This window comes from Arthrobacter sp. SAFR-023 (genome assembly GCF_051965295.1).
Taxonomy (GTDB): domain Bacteria; phylum Actinomycetota; class Actinomycetes; order Actinomycetales; family Micrococcaceae; genus Arthrobacter.
This window is the reverse complement of record NZ_JBQCMF010000001.1, coordinates 337,121-354,644: the sequence shown is the minus strand read 5'-3', so window position 1 is coordinate 354,644 and position 17,524 is coordinate 337,121. Positions and strand designations below refer to the sequence as shown.

Sequence of the window (17,524 nt, the reverse complement as noted above, 5' to 3'; positions counted from 1 at the left end):
CGGCTCAACAGGTACTTCCCAGGAGCCAGTTGTGGCAGCCAGCGACGACATCCTCACCCGACCCCAGATCGACGAAGCGCTCGCCGGGCTGCCCGACTGGCGCTACCGTCTCGGCGGGCTTGTCACTGTTTATAAGACGCCGACGGCGGCGGTCGCACTGGAGCTGATTGCCGCCGTCGGGCGTCTGGCAGAGGACATGGACCACCATCCGGACCTGGACTGGCGCTATAACCGGGTGTTCATCCGGTTCAGTTCCCACGACGTCGGCGGTGAGGTGTCCGCGCGGGACACCCGTGCTGCCGCCTCCGTCAGCGATGCCGCCTCGGCGGCGGGCGCCGAAGCCCAGCCCGGCCTGTACCGGACGGTGGACATCGGCATCGACACGGATGACGCGGCGGAAATTTCCGAGGTCTGGCGGGTAGCCCTCGGCTACCGGAAGGGCCGGTCCGGGGACCTGGTTGACCCCTACGGGCGCGGACCAAGCGTGTGGTTTCAGGAGACGCTGACGCCGAACGACAACCGCCTGCATCTCGATGTCCACCGCTCCAAGGCCGAGTCGGCACCCGTACTGGAGAAGACCGCGGCAACCGGGGCACAAATGAACAGTGACCACGCACCCAACTGGGTAGTGGTCACTGATGCCCAGGGGAACCGGCTCTGCTTGCATACCGAGGAAGGCCGCGGTCCGGACGTTGCCGCGCCTCCGGGGTCTATTTAGCGGCGTTGTCCAGCAGTTGCCGGAACTGCTCTTCGGAGTTGAGGGTCAGCTTTTCCCCGTTCAGGAAAAACGTCGGAGTGCCGGTCACGCCGAGGGCGGTGCCGTCGGCGATGTCCTTGCGGATCCGGTCCTTGGTTTTCTCATCCGCGACCGCGGCATCATATGTAGGCATGTCCAGGCCGAGTTCCTGGGCGAAGGTGCGGAACTGGGGTCCCTGAGACGCCTGCTTCTCTCCCCACTGCGGCTGGGTCTCGAACATCTTGGTGTACATCTGCTGGTATTTGCCTTGCTGCGCGGCTGCTTCCACTGCCAGAGCAGCTGTGCCCGAGTTCCGGTGGCCCGGCAGCGGGAAGTAGCGGTTCACGAAGGTGATGCGGTCCCCGTATTCCTTCTTCAGTTCCTCCACCAGCGGCACCGCCGCCCGGCAGGACTCGCATTCGAAATCCAGGAACTCCACGAGCTGGGCCTTCTCGGTGGGAGGTGAAGTGACGCGGTGGCTGTCTTCGCGGACCAGTTGGGCGTCGGCGACCGGCTGCGCGGCGGGCTGGGCGGCCTTGGTCGCGTTGAACACGGTGTACCAGATGACGCCGGCGGCGACGATGACCCCGAGCAGGATCCAGATAACCAGACGCGCCTTCCGCGCCGGGTCTCCAGGCTTGGAAGGTGTGGGGGTGGCTTGTGTCGTTTGCGGCATCAGTGGTGGATGCTTTCCTGGTCGGGGTTGTCCCGGCGGACCAGCGGCAGGCCCAGTACCTGTAGTGCAGGCGCCGGTTCTGATGCTGTGCAGCCGTCGCAGCAGCCGTCCGCGGACGGCGCAGACGATGCTTCCTGGTCTTCACCGGGCACCGCCTGCGGGACCGTGCAGCACACGTCCCCGCGCCACGCATTGACACCCTCACGGACGGCGATCGCCGCGATCACCAGGGCGGCGCCGGCGTCGGCCCACCACCAGCCCAGCGTGCTGTTCAGGACGAGGCCGATCAACAGGACCGCGGAGAGGTATGTGCAAAGCAGCGTCTGCTTGGAGTCGGCAACAGCAGTCTTGGAGCCCAGCTCACGGCCGGCCCGGCGCTGCAGCCAGGACAGAACAGGCATGATGGCCAAACTCAGCGCGGCGATCACGATCCCGGGGGTCGAATGCTGGGCCTCCCCGCCGCCGGCCAGGGACCGGATGGCGTCAACGGAGACGAACGCCGCCAGCGCGAAGAAGGACAGGGCGATTATCCGCAGGGTGAGGTGTTCCCGTCGCTCAGGGTCCTTAGAGGAGAACTGCCATGACAAAGCAAGGGCGGAGGTAACCTCGATTACCGAGTCCAGCCCGAATCCGATAAGCGCGGAGGAGTCCGCGACGCCGCCGGCCCACAGGGCCGCCGCGGCTTCAACCACGTTGTAGGTGATCGTGGCCGCCGCGAAGAGGCGGATACGGCGGTTCAGGACCGAGCGCCGAGCCGGCGCCGGTGACGCCTGCACAGCGCTCATGCCAGGCACGTCCCGTCAGGTGCGCAGCACGCTGGATCCACGGCAAGCACCACTCCGATCAGATCCCGGATGGCGTGACCCAGCCGGGAGTCGGCGAGCTCATACCGCGTCCGCCTGCCGTGCGGGACAGCCACCACCAGGCCGCAGCCGCGCAAACAGGTCAAATGGTTGGACATGCTCTGGCGCGACACCGTCAGGGCATCAGCAAGGTCAGAGGGGTAGGCTGGCGCATCGGCCAGTGCCAGAAGGATCCGTGCACGCGTCGGGTCGGAGACCGCGTACCCGAACCGGGCCAGCACCGGAGCGTGTGTCAGAGTCTGCATACGTTCAACGGTACATCAGCCGATGTATTGAGTAACCGGTCGTGCCACTGCCCCAGTTGGCCGACCACTTAAAGGACAGTGACCACGCACCCGCTTGGGTGGTGGTCACTGATGCCCAGGGGAGCTGGCGCCGCCCAGATCCTGCGGTAGCTAAATTTTCAGCGCTGCCGTCAGCCGCTGGGTGTCCTGCCTGGCGCGTGCCCGGCCGAGGTAGACCGCCACCGCCAGGGCAGCAGCCGTCCCGGCCGCCATGGGCAGGACCCAGGACAGCCAGGTCAGGCCGGGCTGGTAGCCTAGCCCCGCCCAGATGCAGATGATCCAGGCGAGCATGCCCACCGCGGCAGCGGTGCCCGCCGGCACGAGGATGCCGTACTTGGTGTGGCGCCGGTCGTTGGCCCAGACGACGAACCCGGCGGCAGCGGTCACCAGGACCACGATCACGAGGGACAGCACTGCTCGGCCTACAGGGCGCCGAAGCCGACCCGGCGCACTTCCTCTGCGCCGATTTCGACGTAGCCGAGGACGTTTGCCGGGATGATGATCTGGCGGCCCTTCTCGTCGTTCAGGCGCAGCTCGCTGCCCTTGGCGATGGCCTCGGCCACTACTTTGGCCACAGCGTCAGCATCCTGTGCCGATTCCAGCACAATTTCACGGCCGACGTTCTGAATGCCGATCTTTACTTCCACAGCAAGGCCTCCCAGCCAGTCAAGGTTGAAATTTCAAAGGTAGTTTCATTTGTAGTCTAGGTCTCTTTGGGGAAGCGAGAGATTCCGCGCCAAGCTAAACGGTAAATCAGGTCGCTGGCCACATCGAGATCGAGATCTCCGTCTGTTTCGAGCCAGTAGCGCGCGCTGACCTGGGCCATGCCCGCCAGCCCGCGTCCCAGCAGCTGGGCCTCCAGCAGCGGGAGCTTGGTGTCCTCGGCGATGATCCGCGCTATGGCCTCGGCGAAGGTCTTGTTGAACGTCTCCAGGCGCGAGCTGACATCGGCGTCGTTGATGAGGTCGGACTCGAACACCAGCCGGTGTGCCTGGTCATCGCTGTCAATGAAACGGAAATAGGCGCGCATGACGGCCTGCACGCGTTCCTTGTTGTCCGTGGTGGAGTTCATTGCCCCGAGCATGAGCTCGGTCAGTGCCTCGAGATGGCTGTCCAGCAGGGCAAGGTACAGCTCACGCTTCGACGGGAAGTGCTGGTAGAGCACAGGCTTGCTGACGCGGGCCGTTTCCGCGATCTCGTCCATCGCGGCACCGTGGTACCCGTTGGCGACAAAAACCTCCTGGGCTGCGGCCAGCAGCTGAGCCCGGCGCTCGTCGCGCGGCAGCCTGGCGGAACGCTGGCCGGAGGCGCGGACGGGGCCGGCATTGGATTGCGCGGCCTGAGTTCGATCAACCGGTGCATGATGAACCACTGTTGGCCTTCTTTCCTTTGCAGTTAACTTCACTTTACCCGGGGGTAATATGACCGCGCGGTATCTTCAGGCATACATTGAAGTATGGCTTCTCCGTCCACGGCAAATACAGTCCGCACGCTCCCGGGCCCCCTCGTCGATCCCGCTCCCGGCCTCTCCACCGAAGAGGTGGAGCGGTATTCCCGGCACCTCATCATTCCCGAAATCGGCGCACTCGGCCAACGCCGGCTGAAGAACGCGCGAGTGCTGGTCATCGGGGCGGGCGGACTGGGTTCGCCGGCGCTGCTCTACCTTGCCGCAGCCGGCGTGGGGACCATCGGGATCATCGACGACGACGCGGTGGACCTGAGCAACCTGCAGCGGCAGATCATCCACGGTGTGCGGGACGTGGGCCGGCCCAAGATCGAGTCCGCCCGCGACGCCATCGCGGAGCTGAACCCGCTGGTGGACGTCCGCCTGCACAACGTCAGGCTCGATGCCTCCAACGCCCTGGAGCTTTTCGCCGAATACGACCTCATCCTGGACGGGGCGGACAACTTCGCCACGCGCTACCTGGTGAACGACGCCGCCGCGATCCTCGGCAAGCCATACGTGTGGGGGTCCATCTTCCGCTTCGACGGGCAGGTCAGCGTCTTTTGGGAACAGCACGGCCCCACGTACCGCGACCTCTACCCGGAGGCGCCGCCGGCCGGTTCCGTGCCGTCGTGCGGAGAGGGCGGCGTGTTCGGCATGCTGTGCGCGGCCGTCGGATCGCTGATGGTGACGGAGGCCGTCAAGCTGATTACCGGCGTCGGACGCTCCCTGCTGGGCCGGGTGGCGCTGTACGACGCCCTGGGCGGCAGCTGGCGCGAGATCAGGGTGTCCAAGGACCCGGACGTCCCGCGGATCACGGAACTCACCGACTACGAGGCCTTCTGCGGCGTCGCCCCGGCGGAGACAGCCGACACCGGGCACACCGTGACGGCAACGCAGCTGGCCACGATGCTGGCCTCGCGGCAGGCCGGGCTGAAGGACTTCGACCTGGTGGACGTGCGCGAGTCGGGGGAGTACGACATTGTCCGGATCGACGGGTCCGTCCTGATCCCGCAGGGGCGGATCCTCTCCGGTGAGGCCTGGGGCGAGCTGCCGCAGGACAGGGACATCGTGTTCCACTGCAAGGCCGGGACACGGTCTGCCGCCGTGCTGGCAGCCGCCCGGAAGGCCGGCTACGAGCGCGTCAGCCACCTCGACGGCGGCATCCTCGCCTGGGTGCGTGACGTGGAGCCGCAGAAGCCGGTCTACTGATCCAGCCTGCCTCACCGTGCCGTAACCGGGATCGGCATCCGTCGTCGATGTGAAGGCACCAGCGGGCTCATGAGAGTACCTTGGCGACCGTCAGCAACGGAAGCGCAAGCGCCTGCGGGGCATCGTCCTCCAGCCCCGTGTACTCGATTTCCATGGCCACCGAATCGTGCGGGGCCAGGTAACTGATCCAGACCTTCTCGCTGGCACCGGCGGCAATCGTGCCCGGACCGCGGTCGGCGTCCTGCGGGGCGACCGTGATGCCGGAGGGCAGCAGCTTGAGGCGCAGCTGTCCCGGGCTGAACAGGACCGGTTCGGACCGGACATTGGTGAGTGCCACTTCGAGCACGACGACGTCTCCCCACGTGAAGTTTCCAGGCTGCGGCCAGTCTGAGTCCAGGAGGGGGTCGCCGTGGTGGTCGTCCACCGCGGCATCCTGGCGGCTGGAAACGCGCTGGATTCCCGGCTGGCCTGCTGCAACGGCCCTTCGCGTTCCGTCCGTGACTTGGGATACGGCCGAGGCGAGCGGCGTGGCAGCAGGCCGCCCCTGCGCATCGAGCCGGGCCAGGCGTCCGGCGTCGACGAGCGACACTGTGCCGAAAGTTGTGGAGAGCCCGGCTCCGCCGCCGGGTCTGCTGCGGGACACGACGCCGTAAGTTCCACCGCCTACCAGCAGGAGCGCTCCACCGCCCACGATAAGTCCGAATTGCCGGCGGCTCAGGGGCGGCACGGCCGAGGCCGGTGAAGCAAAATTCATGATGGCTCCCCAATATGGTTTTCACGGGCAACGTCAATGCTGCGCGGGGAACCTATGGAAAGCTTGTGGGGTTCTGTTTGTCAGAACATATGCAGGTTAGGCGGAGTTCCTGCGGGCCTCATTTTTGTGCGGTACTGCGGAGTCCTGCAGGTGCCCGGTAGTAGTAGTGTTCAGGGTGCCCGCAGCGAGTGCGCTGTGGTCCACAGGGCACTCGGCCTTGGACGCGGCAGCTGGCTGCTCGACGGTGATGCCATACAGGGTTTCCAACGCCGCGACGTAGTCGTCCTGCTGTCCGTTGGACGCCAGTTCGCGGGCGCGCACGGTGGGGACATGCAGCAGCTGCTTCACCATGCGGCGCAGCGCAAACTCCACTTCTTCGGCCGCGGCGGTGCAGCCGTGGCGGGCGCGCACCTTTTCCATTTCCGCATCGAGCACGTTCATGGTGTGACGGCGGAGGGCCACAATGGCCGAGTCCACGGAGCGCGCCTCACGTTCCTGTTCAAACGCCTGAGCGGCGCCGGAAACCATGCTGCTGGCCTGCGCGAGTGACTCTGCCTGTTCCTGGGGCGCTGCGAGCCGCACGGACTCGAGGGTCAGCAGCTCCACGCCGTCGAGTTCTCCGACCGCGGGATCAAAATCGTGGGTGAGCGCGAGATCGATGGCGATCAGCGGCTGGGTGGATCCGGCGCGGACCTGGGCGAGCTCGGTGGCTTCCACCCTTGTGTCCGAGCCGCTGCAGCCGATCATGACGTCGGCGGCTGCGACGGCGGCGTGCAGGGTGTCGCCGTCGAGGGCGGTCCCGCCGCGTGTTGCCACGAAGGTGGCCGCGCGTCCTGACGATGAGAACACCGCGATATCGCGGCAGCCGCGTTCGCGGAGCAGGGCCATGGTGGCTCCGGCGTAGGCGCCGGTGCCGAACACCACGACCTTCTTCTTCGACCAGTCGGTCTCTTCGGAAAGGTCGGCGGCGAGGTCGAGAGCGACCGAAACGATGGACAAGCCGCGGGAGCCGAGGGCTGTCTGCGCGCCGACATCCTTGGCGGTTTTGGAGGCGGCCTGGAACAGGCGGACCAGCCCGGCGCTGGCGGTCCCCTCATGCTGGGCCGTGATCAGGGCCCGGCGCACCTGCCCGGCAATTTCACGCTCACCGACGACGGCGGAGTCGAGTCCGGAGCTCACAGCAAAGAGGTGCTCGGTCACCTCGGGGCCCGTGCGGGTGCTGAACGACCGGGACACCAGCTGCTCGCTGAGGCCGCTCGAATCGCTGATCTGGCCGACAAGGGCGGCGCGTGCGGCCTCGACGTCGTCGGCGTGCGACGCTTCGCCGTAAATTTCGTAGCGGTTGCAGGTGGCAAGGACAACCGCACCCTTGACCGCCGGCGAACCGGCGAGGGCGGACGTGGCAATGCCAGAAGAACCGTTGCTTAGCTGAGCAACGGTTTCGAGGTCGATGTCGGCGTGTGTAGCCACCAATGAGAAAAGAACCACAGCACGACAATCATAGCTTTTTCGCAGGCGCGTAGAACAACCCTTGGTCCGGATCCCCGGTTTCCGGGCGTGTGATTCCTGCCACCCGTTGATGGGACTGCCGCGGGTGACAGGCTGTCGTTATCTTTTAGGGGCGATTTTGGGCACAATCAAAGGCATGACTTCTAGCGCTGTAACCCCCGCCGGTACCGGACTCGACGCAGGCCATCCGCTGCGCGACGGACGCACTGCCGACTCTCCGCTTATTACGGCGTACCGCGGCGGCAAGCCAAGCCGCCGCCCGGTGTGGTTCATGCGCCAGGCGGGCCGTTCGCTGCCGGAATACCTGAAGCTCCGCGAGGGCGTCGCCATGCTGGATTCCTGCCTGCGCCCCGAACTTGCCTCGGAAATCACCCTGCAGCCGGTGCGCCGGCACGACGTTGATGCGGGCATCTTCTTCTCCGACATTGTCATTCCCCTGAAGCTGGCCGGCGTCGGCGTCGACATCGTGCCCGGCGTGGGGCCGGTCCTGGATAAGCCCGTGCGGACTGCCGCCGACGTCGCCGCCCTGCCGCGCCTCACTGAGGAGTCGCTGGAACCCATCCGGGAAGCCGTCCGGCTGACCGTGGACCAGCTCGGCAAGACCCCGCTCATCGGCTTCGCGGGCGCGCCTTTCACTCTGGCCGCGTACATGGTGGAGGGCCGGCCCTCCCGGGACCACCTTGGACCGCGCACCATGATGCACGCCGACCCTGAGACATGGACGGCGCTGGCCAACTGGGCCGCGGATGCTTCCGGCCTGTTCCTGCGCGCCCAGCTGGAGGCGGGCGCCTCCGCGGGCCAGCTGTTTGACTCGTGGGCAGGCTCCCTTGGCCTCGCCGACTACACCCGTTTCGTTGCCGCAGCCTCGTCACGCGCCCTGGACCACGTCCGTGACCTGGGCGCGCCGCTGATCCACTTCGGCACCGGCACTTCCGAGCTTCTGGTGGCCATGCGCGACGTCGGCGTTGACGTCGTCGGCGTGGACTACCGGCTGCCGCTGGAGGAGGCCAACCGCAGGCTGGGCGGCATCGTCCCGCTGCAGGGCAACATCGATCCGGCGCTGCTGTCCGCCCCGTGGGAGGTCCTCGAGGCGCACGTCCGCGCGGTCATCGCCTCGGGGGCGGCCGCTCCCGGCCACGTGCTGAACCTCGGCCACGGCGTGCCGCCGGAAACGGACCCCGGCGTCCTGACGCGCGTCGTCGAACTCATCCACTCCATCTCCCCGGAGTAAAGGGCTGTGGCTGCGGGCAGTCCTCCGGCCGCCGGCCGCACTGCACTGGTGGTCGGAGGCGGCGTCTCCGGGCTCCTGGCCGCCCGGGAACTGGCCCGGGCGGGCCTGCACACCACGGTGCTGGAAGCTGCCGAAGCCTGGGGAGGCTGCGTCGGCAGGCATGACGTTGCGGGGCTGACCCTGGACAGCGGGGCCGAGTCCTTTGCCACGCGCTCCACTGCGGTGGCCGACCTCGCCGCGGAACTCGGACTGGGCGGACATATCGTTGCCCCACGGCCCGGCGGCGCCTGGGTGCAGCTGCCGGGCGGACCCCGCGAGCTTCCCAAGACCGGCGTGCTGGGTATCCCGGCCAATCCGTGGGACCCGGAGGTCCGGCGCTCGCTGGGCCTCGGCGGTTCCCTGCGCGCCTCGCTGGACAAACTGCTGCCCGCCTCCGTGGGGACCACCGCCGAGGTTTCCAGCGTCTCCGCGCTGGTGCGGGCCCGGATGGGACGCCGCGTCCTGGAACGGCTGGTTGAACCCGTGGTGGGCGGCGTGCATTCGGCTGACCCTGGTCTGCTCGACGTCGACATGGTGGCGCCGGGGCTGCGCGCGGGCATCGCCCGGCACGGCTCGCTGGCCGCCGCCGTGGCTGCCCAGCGCAAGGGGACAGGAACGCAAGCCACGCCAACGCAGGGCGCACCAACGGACGCCAAACCTGCCAAGGCAGGCTCCGCCGTCGCCGGCCTGAAGGGCGGCATGCACACCCTCGTCACTGAGCTCGTGGCGGACCTCAGGGCGCGCGGCGTGCAGCTGATGCCGGGGACAGCGGCCACTGACGCTGCACGGACGCAGCAGGGCTGGACGGTGGCGGCGGGGGAGAGTAGCTACAAGGCTGACGTCCTGGTGGTTGCCTTGGACGGACCATCGGCCGTGCGGCTCCTCGGGAAAGCGGTCCCGGCGCTGGCCGGGCATCAGCCCGCGCCCGGGCCTGTGGTCAAGCTTGTGACACTCGTTGTTGACCTCCCCTCGCTGGACGGTCGTCCGCGCGGAACGGGAATCCTGGTGGCGCCGCAAACGGAGGGAATCCGGGCGAAGGCCCTCACCCATGCCACCGGCAAATGGGACTGGGTGGCGGACGCGGCCGGACCCGGCAGGCATGTGCTGCGGCTCTCCTACGGGCGCAGCGAAGGTGCGTCAGCCGCTGCGGCCCCCGCTGCGCCGGGGCCGGAATCGGAGTCGGATGAGGCATTGCTTGACACGGCTTTGCAGGATGCGTCAGCGCTGCTGACGGTGCCCGTCACACGGGAGGCGCTGGTGGACTGGGACGTCGTCAGCTGGGCCGGGGCGCTGCCTTTTGCCGCTGTGGGGCACCGGCAGCGGGTCGCCAAAGTCCGGCAGATCTGCGCCGGCACGGACGGGCTGCTGATGGTCGGCGGCTGGCTTGCCGGTAACGGGCTGGCGGCTGTGGTGGCCGACACGAAAACACAAGTCACGGCCTTCCTGGCGTAGCCGTCCCGGCTCTCGCGGTCGGCTGCGGGAAGGCAGCTTTCCTGCCGCCCGCGATACCTTCCTGGGGGACCTTCCGCAAGTTTTCCCCGGCGCAAAATTGTGTCTAGGGTCGATGACTATGGTCAATCAGAAGTCCGATGGTTTTCGTTCGCTGACTGGTTTCCATGGGGGACTTCGGCGCGGCACAGCAGCGGCAGCGTTCGGAGCGGTACTGGTCTTGTCCGCAGGGGTTCCTGCATCCAACGCTGCTGCGTCCGACCTGCCTGTATCCGACCTGCTGGCGGAGCCCGACCAGGGCGGTGCTGCTGCCGGAACGGGGCTCGGCGCCACTGCCGACGCCGCGGGCCTCGAGGCCTGGGCGGCGGCGGCCCTGTCGAATCACGGCAAGAGAGAGGGCACTCCGCACGGCGGTAAGTCGCACGGCGGTAAATCGGAGGGCCGTGCAGGCGGCCCCACCGGGCCCACCGCGGACGAGCCATCGCCCTCGGAAGCGCCGTTGCCGTCAAAATCGCTGCCACCGTCGCTTGCGCCGCTGGTTCCGATGCCTGTTCCATCTGTGACCTTCACAGCCAGACCGACGCCTGACCCGTCGATTACTGCCTCGGCCACGCCCACGCAGGCCGCTCCGACGCCGTCGGATCCAGGTGACACAGAGCCGGCGCCGTCGCCCGCGCCGACCTCTTCTGGAGCCCCGACTTCTTCCGGGACGGCGACGCCCTCCCGGCCCTCCCGCCCATCAGGGACTCCGGAAGCGCCTGAGCCATCGGAAACACAGCCCTCGGGCACGAAGTCCTCGGGAAGCCCAGCGCCGTCGGGAACACCGTCGCCGTCGGGCAATGGGCCAGGATCGTCGGGCGGAACCGACGGCTCTTCCCCCGCCGGATCCGCCCCCGGATCCCCGGCAACCGGAACCGCGGGATCCCCGGCGCCGGCCGTCGGCAGTTCCCAAAGCGCTGCGACCGCCGAAGCCCCGTCCGCGGCCGCCAGCCCGTTCGGGGAGATCGCGGGCCTGTCAGCCGGCGCCGGCCAGCGGGGACGCTCGGCCGGGGGGGTTGCCGGCGGAGTCTGGGGCTCCGCGCAGTTCGCGGGACCCACCAACATGGCCATGATCAGCTCGCCATACACGCGCGGGCCGGCGGAGAGTGCCGTCATGGGCGTGTCACGGAGCGGAACCATTGAGCCGCAGGTGTGGTGGGGTGCAGGGCTCCTCGCGCTTGCCGGGGCAGCCGGTGTGGCGGCAGTACGGATCCGGCGGTCGCTGTGAAATTAGCCACTTCTACACAGCGTAGAAGTTGAGTTTTTCGACTTAGGCCGCATGGAAGGGGCAGGATAGTAACCATGAGCCACACTCCTGCCGAATCTGTCACCAAAACCGAAGAATCAGCCGAGCAGTTCTTCACCCTCTGGACCGTTTTCAAGCGCTCCGCCGAGGCCCTCCGCAGCGCCGATGCCGCCGAGGATTTCGACGCCCTGGTGGCGCGCCTGGCCGAGGGCGGGGTCACCCACCGCGGCAGCTACGACGTGTCCGCCATGCGCGCCGACGCCGACGTCATGGTCTGGCTGCACGGCCCCAAGCCCGAGGCGCTGCAGCAGGCCATCCGTGACATCCGCCGCAGCAAGCTGTTCGCTGGAACTGAAATCGTCTGGTCCGCCATGGGCGTGCACCGTGAAGCGGAGTTTGCCAAGAACCACACCCCGGCGTACTCACGCGGAGTGGCGCCGGCCGAGTGGCTGTGCGTGTACCCGTTCGTCCGCTCCTACGAGTGGTACCTGCTGCCCGAGAACGAGCGCGGCCAGATGCTGCGCGACCACGGCCTGCTGGGCCGCGACTTCCCGCAGGTCATTTCGAACACCGTGTCATCCTTCGCGCTCGGCGACTGGGAATGGATCCTCGGCCTGGAGGCACCCGAGCTTGTGGACCTCGTGGATCTGATGCGCCACCTGCGTTCCACCGAAGCGCGCAACCACGTGCGCGAGGAGATCCCCTTCTACACCGGGCGGCGGATCACCGCGGGCGAGATCGCCGAGGTCCTCGCATGAGTCCGCTGGCCCCGCAGGAAGACCCCGCGAACCTCACCGAGACCGGCAGGTTGGCCCCCAAGGAATACGACGGCGTCCTCCTCGCCTCCTTCGGTGGCCCTGAAGGCCAGGACGACGTCATCCCGTTCCTCCGCAACGTCACCCGCGGCCGGGGAATCCCCGATGAGCGCCTCGAAGAGGTATCCCACCACTACCGCGCCAACGGCGGCATCAGCCCGATCAACCAGCAGAACCGCGAGCTGAAGGCCGCCCTCGAGGCTGAGCTGGCCGCGCGCGGGATCGACCTGCCCGTGCTGTGGGGCAACCGCAACTGGGACCCCTACATCCCGCAGACCCTCCAGGACGCGTACGACGCCGGCCACCGCCGGCTGCTCATGCTCACCACGAGCGCGTACTCCTGCTACTCCAGCTGCCGCCAGTACCGCGAGGACATCGGCATGGCCCTGACTGAAACCGGGCTCGACGGCAGGCTGGAAGTGGATAAGGTCCGCCAGTACTTCGACCACCCCGGCTTCGTGGAACCCTTCATTGCGGGTACCGCCGAGGGAGTTGCCGAGGTGCGCGCGCAGCTTGCCGCCGCCGGCAAGCCTGACGCCCCCATCCACGTTCTCTTCGCCACCCACTCCATCCCCACCCGGGATGCTGTGGCGGCCGGCCGTTCCGAGGACGAGCCCCGCGAGTTCGCGGAGGATTCCGCCTACGTGGCCCAGCACCTCGCCAACGGCACGGAGATCATGCGCCGCGTGGAAGCCGATTCCGGCCTGTCCGCCCCGTGGTCCCTCGTCTACCAGTCGCGGTCCGGTGCCCCGCATATCCCGTGGCTGGAGCCGGACATCAACGATGCCATCGAGGAACTCGCCAAGCAGGGCGTCGCGGGCATCGTGATCGTGCCACTGGGCTTTGTCAGCGACCACATGGAGGTGGTCTGGGACCTCGACACCGAAGCCCTGCAGACCTGCCGCGATCTCGGCCTCGCGGCCACGCGCGTGCCCACGCCGGGCACCCACCGCCGCTTTGTCGAGGGGCTCGTGGAGCTGATCTGCGAACGCACGGTGGCCAACAACATCCCGGACCGCCAGGCCGTCACCGGCCTCGGGCCCTGGTACGACGTATGCCGTCCCGGCTGCTGCGAAAACTTCCGCGGCGAAAAGCCCACCATAGCCGGTGCAGACACCACCGTCGGCCAGGGGCACGATCCCTACCCGGCCGCCGGGCAGGACGCGAAGTGACGGTACGGATCGGCACCAGGGCGAGCAAGCTCGCCCTGACCCAGACCCAGCAGACGGCCGACCGGCTGGCCGCCGTCGGGGGCTTCGACGTCGAACTCGTCCATGTCCGGACCGACGGCGACGTGCTCACCGGCTCGCTGTCCCAGATGGGCGGCACCGGCGTCTTCGTTGCCGCGCTGCGCGACGCGCTGCTGCGGAACGAGTGCGACGTGGCTGTCCACTCCCTGAAGGACCTGCCCACTGGCTCCGCCCCGGGGCTGGCGCTGGCCGCCACCCCGCCCCGCGTGGACGTCCGGGACGTCCTCTGCGCCCGCGACGGGCTCAAGCTGGCCGACCTTCCCAAGGGCGCCCGCGTCGGCACCGGCTCACCCCGCCGCGCAGCGCAGCTCCGCGCAGTACGCCCCGACCTGGACATCGTGGACATCCGCGGCAACGTGGATACGCGGCTGGGCCGGGTGCCCGGGCTGCCCGGCAACGCCACGGACGCGGTGGTTGCCGGGAAGTCGTGCGACCTCGACGCCGTCGTCCTGGCCGCCGCGGGACTGGAACGGATTGGCCGCCTGGACACCGTCACCGAATACCTGGAGACGGACATCATGCTCCCGGCAGCCGGCCAGGGATCGCTGGCCATCGAATGCCGCACCGGCGAGGCGCCGCGCCGTGCTGGCTCCACCGAGGGGTCGCAGGGCGTGCTCGCCCAGGCGCTGGCCGCCCTTGACGACGCCGACACCAGGCTTGCGGTCACGGCCGAACGCGCGCTGCTTGCCCGGCTCGAGGCAGGCTGCGCCGCCCCTGTGGGTGCGTACGCCTACCGGAAGGGCAGCATGCTCCACCTCGAAGCCGTGGTCTGCGCCGTGGATGGCACCGCGTCGGTGCGGGACAAGCGGGCGACCGACGGACTCACCGAGGTGGGAGCCACCCTGCTCGGAATCGAACTGGCCGAGGTTCTGCTGGCAGCGGGGGCTGCGGACATCGCGGACCTGACGGCTTCCTGACCGCAGCCGGCCACCGTATGGGAACGACGAGCGGGGAGCACCGGGCGGGCGAACACCCGCTGAAAGAACGTCCGCCGGAAGAACGGTTGCTGGACGGGCGCCGGGTCCTGGTGACGCGGAGCCCCGAGCGGTCCGGGCCCCTCGCGGAGGCACTGCGGCTGGCCGGCGGCGTTCCCCTCCTGCTGCCGCTGACGGCCGCCGAACGCGCCCCGGACCAGGCGGCGCTTGACGACGCCTTCGAGGCGCTGGGCGCGGGCACCTTTGAGTGGCTCGTGGTCAGCAGTGCCACCACCGTCCTGGCATTGCAGGAAAAGGCGGCAGAGCGCGCTGTGGAACTGGGCGACTGGCTTCCGGCCGGAACCCGGGTTGCCGCTGTGGGCCCCGCGAGCCGGAAGGCGCTTGAGGCTGCGGGGATTGCCGTGCACTTCGAGCCGGAGCAGGAACATTCAGCCGCCGGGATCGTCAACGGGTGGCCCGGCGGCCCTGCCGCCGTGCTGCTGCCGCAGGCCGATATCGCGGCCCCTGCCCTGGCCCGGGGGCTGGCCGCGAAGGGCGCCAGGGTGCGCACTGTGGTGGCCTACTCCACCGTGGACTTCCCGGCCGAGCCGGCGCGGCGCCTCGGCGCAGGACTGGACGGAACCGGCAGCAGCGGCACCGCCCCGCTGCCGCTGCTGACGCCCGCCGAAGCGAAAGCCGAGATCGACGACGGAGCCCTGGCCGCCGTCGTCGCCGCCTCACCCAGCGCGGTGCGGCGCATCGGCGCCACCCTGGCGCCGCTCGGCTCCTGCCGCCTCGTGGCCATCGGCCCGGCGACAGCGGCTGAGGCGGAAGCCCTGGGACTCGCCGTGGCTGCCACGGCGCGGGAGGCCACACCGGAAGGGCTCGTGGCCGCCGTCATCCGGGCCGTTGCCCCCAACATCCACTCATCAACAGCAGGCCCACAGTGAAGGACAAGACATGAGCTTTCCGCACCACCGCCCCCGGCGGCTCCGCACCACCCCCGCCATGCGCAGGCTCACGGCGGAGCACCGGCTTGCCCCGGCAGACCTGATCCTTCCGGCGTTCATCCGCGAGGGGCTCTCGGAGCCCAACCCGATCGCCTCCATGCCGGGCGTCGTGCAGCACACCACCGACACCCTCAAGCGTGCGGCAGCCGAGGCCGTGGAGCTGGGCGTCGGCGGCATCATGCTGTTCGGCATACCCGAGACCCGCGACGCCGAGGGCACGGCGTCGCTGGACCCGGACGGGGTCCTCAACAAGGCCATCCGAGACGTCCGGGCCGAGGTGGGGGACAGCCTCGTGGTCATGAGCGACGTCTGCCTGGACGAATTCACCGACCACGGCCACTGCGGCGTCCTCGACAGCGACGGCTACGTGGACAACGACGCCACGCTGGAGATCTACGCGAAGATGGCGGTGGCCCAGGCCGACGCCGGCGCCCACGTGCTTGGCCCGTCCGGAATGATGGACGGACAGATCGGCGTCATCCGCCAGGCACTGGAAGACGCCGGCCATGTGAACACCGCCGTAGTGGCCTACGCCGCGAAGTACGCGTCGGCGTTCTACGGCCCGTTCCGGGAAGCGGTGGACTCCCAGCTCAAGGGCGACCGCAGGACCTACCAGATGGACGCCGCCAACCGCCGCGAGGCCATCCAGGAGGTGGAACTGGATCTTGCCGAGGGGGCGGACATGGTGATGGTCAAGCCGGCCATGAGCTACCTTGACATCCTGGCCGACGTCGCCGCGATGAGCCCGGTGCCGGTCGCCGCCTACCAGATCTCGGGTGAGTACGCCATGATCGAGGCCGCCGCCGCCAACGGCTGGATCGACCGGCGTGCCGCCATCACCGAATCAGTCCTCGGCATCCGCCGCGCCGGGGCCAACATGGTCCTTACGTACTGGGCCAGCGAAATCGCCGGCTGGCTCAAGGAATCCTGATGCCGGAGCCGGGCACGGGCCAGACCACAACACCGGCCAAGGGACCCACCGACCCGGTGGGTCCCGGGCAGATCCTGCTGGGCCTGAACACCTTCGGCGACGTCGGAGTGGACGGTGCCGGCGAGCCGAAGCCGCACGCCCAGGTGCTGCGGGAACTGCTGGACCAGGCGGTGCTGGCTGACGGCGTCGGACTTCACGCCTTCGGCGTGGGCGAGCACCACCGCCGGGACTTTGCCGTCTCAGCCCCGGAGGTGTTCCTGGCGGCCGCCGCGGCCAGGACCACCAGCATCAGGCTAGGCTCGGCCGTGACCGTCCTGAGTTCGGACGATCCCATCCGCGTGTTCCAGCGCTTCTCCACCGTGGACGCCCTGTCCGCCGGCCGGGCCGAGGTCATGCTGGGTCGCGGCTCGTTCGTCGAATCCTTTCCGCTTTTCGGCCTGGATCTCGCGGACTACGAGGTGCTGTTCGAGGAGAAGCTCGAGCTCTTCGACAGGGTGCGGGCGCAAAAGCCCGTCCACTGGGAAGGGCGCACCCGGCCAGCGCTGGCCGGGCTGAGCGTGTATCCGCCGCTGGAGCACCACCTGCTGCCGGCATGGATAGGCGTGGGCGGCACCCCGGAGTCCGTCCTGCGCTGCGCGGAGTACGGCTACCCGATCATCTTTGCCATCATCGGTGGCCAGCCCCGCGCCTTCGCCCCGCTGGTGGACCTGTACCGCGAGGCCATGGCCAAGTACGGCCAGCCCATGCAGCAGATCGCCACCCACTCGCCCGGCCATATCGCCGAGATCGATGAGGCGGCGCAAGAGGAGCTCTTTCCGCACTGGCTTGCCCAGCGGAACAGGATCGGCGCCGAGCGGGGCTGGGGCCCGGGAAACCGGCGGGAATTCGACGCCATGTGCGGGCCCGAAGGCGCCCTGTACGTCGGGTCGCCTGAGACGGTGGCGCAGAAGATCGCGCTGCTCAAGCGGAACCTCGGAGTGGACCGCTTCGACCTGAAATACGGCAACGGCACGCTGCCGCATGAATCCATGATGCGCTGCATCGAACTCTTCGGCACCGTGGTGGCACCCCGGGTGGCCGAGCTCCTGTCCGGTGACACTCCCGCAGACTGAAAGAATGGGA

The 17,524-nt window shown here is 68.6% G+C and carries 19 protein-coding genes; 10 read left to right on the top strand and 9 right to left on the bottom strand.

Features of this window, described 5'->3' with window-relative positions:
* The first annotated feature begins 31 nt into the window (after window positions 1-31).
* Window positions 32-718 (top strand): 4a-hydroxytetrahydrobiopterin dehydratase, encoded by a 687-nt coding sequence (locus ACTHQX_RS01625; protein WP_440155368.1) that lies wholly within the window; start codon window positions 32-34, stop codon window positions 716-718.
* Here the strand turns inward: ACTHQX_RS01625 and ACTHQX_RS01620 are convergent.
* From ACTHQX_RS01620 to ACTHQX_RS01595, 6 genes are all read right to left on the bottom strand, one after another.
* Window positions 711-1,412 (bottom strand): DsbA family protein, encoded by a 702-nt coding sequence (locus ACTHQX_RS01620; RefSeq protein ID WP_440155367.1) that lies wholly within the window; start codon window positions 1,410-1,412, stop codon window positions 711-713. The two genes, ACTHQX_RS01625 and ACTHQX_RS01620, sit on opposite strands and share 8 nt — an antisense overlap.
* Window positions 1,412-2,197: a cation diffusion facilitator family transporter gene (locus tag ACTHQX_RS01615; RefSeq protein WP_440155365.1), complete on the bottom strand. Its 786-nt coding sequence runs from the start codon at window positions 2,195-2,197 to the stop codon at window positions 1,412-1,414. Before ACTHQX_RS01615 ends, ACTHQX_RS01620 begins: the two co-directional genes overlap by 1 nt.
* Window positions 2,194-2,520: an ArsR/SmtB family transcription factor gene (locus ACTHQX_RS01610; protein WP_440155363.1), complete on the bottom strand. Its 327-nt coding sequence runs from the start codon at window positions 2,518-2,520 to the stop codon at window positions 2,194-2,196. The genes ACTHQX_RS01615 and ACTHQX_RS01610 overlap by 4 nt, the downstream gene beginning before the upstream one ends.
* 150 nt (window positions 2,521-2,670) lie before the next feature.
* Entirely contained in the window at window positions 2,671-2,973 is a 303-nt protein-coding gene (locus ACTHQX_RS01605) for a hypothetical protein (protein WP_236804243.1), read from the bottom strand.
* Window positions 2,974-2,981: 8 nt separating this feature from the next.
* On the bottom strand, window positions 2,982-3,206 hold the full coding sequence (locus ACTHQX_RS01600; protein WP_003805104.1) for a DUF3107 domain-containing protein: 225 nt from the start codon (window positions 3,204-3,206) through the stop codon (window positions 2,982-2,984).
* Window positions 3,207-3,262: 56 nt separating this feature from the next.
* Window positions 3,263-3,931, bottom strand: a complete 669-nt coding sequence (locus tag ACTHQX_RS01595) for a TetR/AcrR family transcriptional regulator (protein WP_236804241.1) — start codon at window positions 3,929-3,931, stop codon at window positions 3,263-3,265.
* 84 nt (window positions 3,932-4,015) lie between these two features.
* Here ACTHQX_RS01595 and moeB point away from each other — a divergent pair, with 84 nt between their 5' ends.
* The gene (gene moeB, locus ACTHQX_RS01590; RefSeq protein ID WP_440155361.1) at window positions 4,016-5,215 is read left to right on the top strand and encodes a molybdopterin-synthase adenylyltransferase MoeB; all 1,200 of its coding nucleotides are present in this window, start codon (window positions 4,016-4,018) and stop codon (window positions 5,213-5,215) included.
* Between the two features lie 67 nt (window positions 5,216-5,282).
* On the opposite strand, the gene ACTHQX_RS01585 is transcribed toward moeB, so the two are convergent.
* Together ACTHQX_RS01585 and ACTHQX_RS01580 are read right to left on the bottom strand one after the other, a co-directional pair.
* Window positions 5,283-5,969 carry a hypothetical protein gene (locus ACTHQX_RS01585; protein WP_440155359.1) on the bottom strand — a complete coding sequence of 229 codons (687 nt, stop codon included), beginning with the start codon at window positions 5,967-5,969 and terminating at the stop codon, window positions 5,283-5,285.
* A gap of 96 nt (window positions 5,970-6,065) precedes the next feature.
* Window positions 6,066-7,457 (bottom strand): glutamyl-tRNA reductase, encoded by a 1,392-nt coding sequence (locus ACTHQX_RS01580; protein ID WP_440155358.1) that lies wholly within the window; start codon window positions 7,455-7,457, stop codon window positions 6,066-6,068.
* 157 nt (window positions 7,458-7,614) lie between these two features.
* Here ACTHQX_RS01580 and hemE point away from each other — a divergent pair, with 157 nt between their 5' ends.
* Together hemE and hemG are read left to right on the top strand one after the other, a co-directional pair.
* The gene (hemE, locus tag ACTHQX_RS01575; RefSeq protein WP_440155356.1) at window positions 7,615-8,709 is read left to right on the top strand and encodes a uroporphyrinogen decarboxylase; all 1,095 of its coding nucleotides are present in this window, start codon (window positions 7,615-7,617) and stop codon (window positions 8,707-8,709) included.
* Between the two features lie 6 nt (window positions 8,710-8,715).
* Window positions 8,716-10,200 carry a protoporphyrinogen oxidase gene (hemG, locus tag ACTHQX_RS01570; RefSeq protein ID WP_440155354.1) on the top strand — a complete coding sequence of 495 codons (1,485 nt, stop codon included), beginning with the start codon at window positions 8,716-8,718 and terminating at the stop codon, window positions 10,198-10,200.
* Between the two features lie 378 nt (window positions 10,201-10,578).
* Here the strand turns inward: hemG and ACTHQX_RS01565 are convergent, their stop codons facing one another.
* Window positions 10,579-11,352 (bottom strand): hypothetical protein, encoded by a 774-nt coding sequence (locus ACTHQX_RS01565; protein WP_440155353.1) that lies wholly within the window; start codon window positions 11,350-11,352, stop codon window positions 10,579-10,581.
* Window positions 11,353-11,538: 186 nt separating this feature from the next.
* Between ACTHQX_RS01565 and hemQ the strand changes: the two genes are divergently transcribed.
* From hemQ to ACTHQX_RS01535, 6 genes are read left to right on the top strand one after another with little or no spacing between them, the layout of a single operon-like run.
* Window positions 11,539-12,240 (top strand): hydrogen peroxide-dependent heme synthase, encoded by a 702-nt coding sequence (gene hemQ / locus ACTHQX_RS01560; RefSeq protein ID WP_111905764.1) that lies wholly within the window; start codon window positions 11,539-11,541, stop codon window positions 12,238-12,240.
* Window positions 12,237-13,469 (top strand): ferrochelatase, encoded by a 1,233-nt coding sequence (locus ACTHQX_RS01555; protein WP_440155351.1) that lies wholly within the window; start codon window positions 12,237-12,239, stop codon window positions 13,467-13,469. Before hemQ ends, ACTHQX_RS01555 begins: the two co-directional genes overlap by 4 nt.
* The gene (gene hemC / locus ACTHQX_RS01550; RefSeq protein WP_440155350.1) at window positions 13,466-14,464 is read left to right on the top strand and encodes a hydroxymethylbilane synthase; all 999 of its coding nucleotides are present in this window, start codon (window positions 13,466-13,468) and stop codon (window positions 14,462-14,464) included. The genes ACTHQX_RS01555 and hemC overlap by 4 nt, the downstream gene beginning before the upstream one ends.
* A 17-nt stretch (window positions 14,465-14,481) precedes the next feature.
* Window positions 14,482-15,411 carry a uroporphyrinogen-III synthase gene (locus tag ACTHQX_RS01545; protein ID WP_440155349.1) on the top strand — a complete coding sequence of 310 codons (930 nt, stop codon included), beginning with the start codon at window positions 14,482-14,484 and terminating at the stop codon, window positions 15,409-15,411.
* Between the two features lie 10 nt (window positions 15,412-15,421).
* Window positions 15,422-16,402: a porphobilinogen synthase gene (gene hemB / locus ACTHQX_RS01540; protein WP_236804222.1), complete on the top strand. Its 981-nt coding sequence runs from the start codon at window positions 15,422-15,424 to the stop codon at window positions 16,400-16,402.
* Window positions 16,402-17,514, top strand: a complete 1,113-nt coding sequence (locus ACTHQX_RS01535; protein WP_440155348.1) for an LLM class flavin-dependent oxidoreductase — start codon at window positions 16,402-16,404, stop codon at window positions 17,512-17,514. The genes hemB and ACTHQX_RS01535 overlap by 1 nt, the downstream gene beginning before the upstream one ends.
* Window positions 17,515-17,524 lie beyond the last annotated feature (10 nt).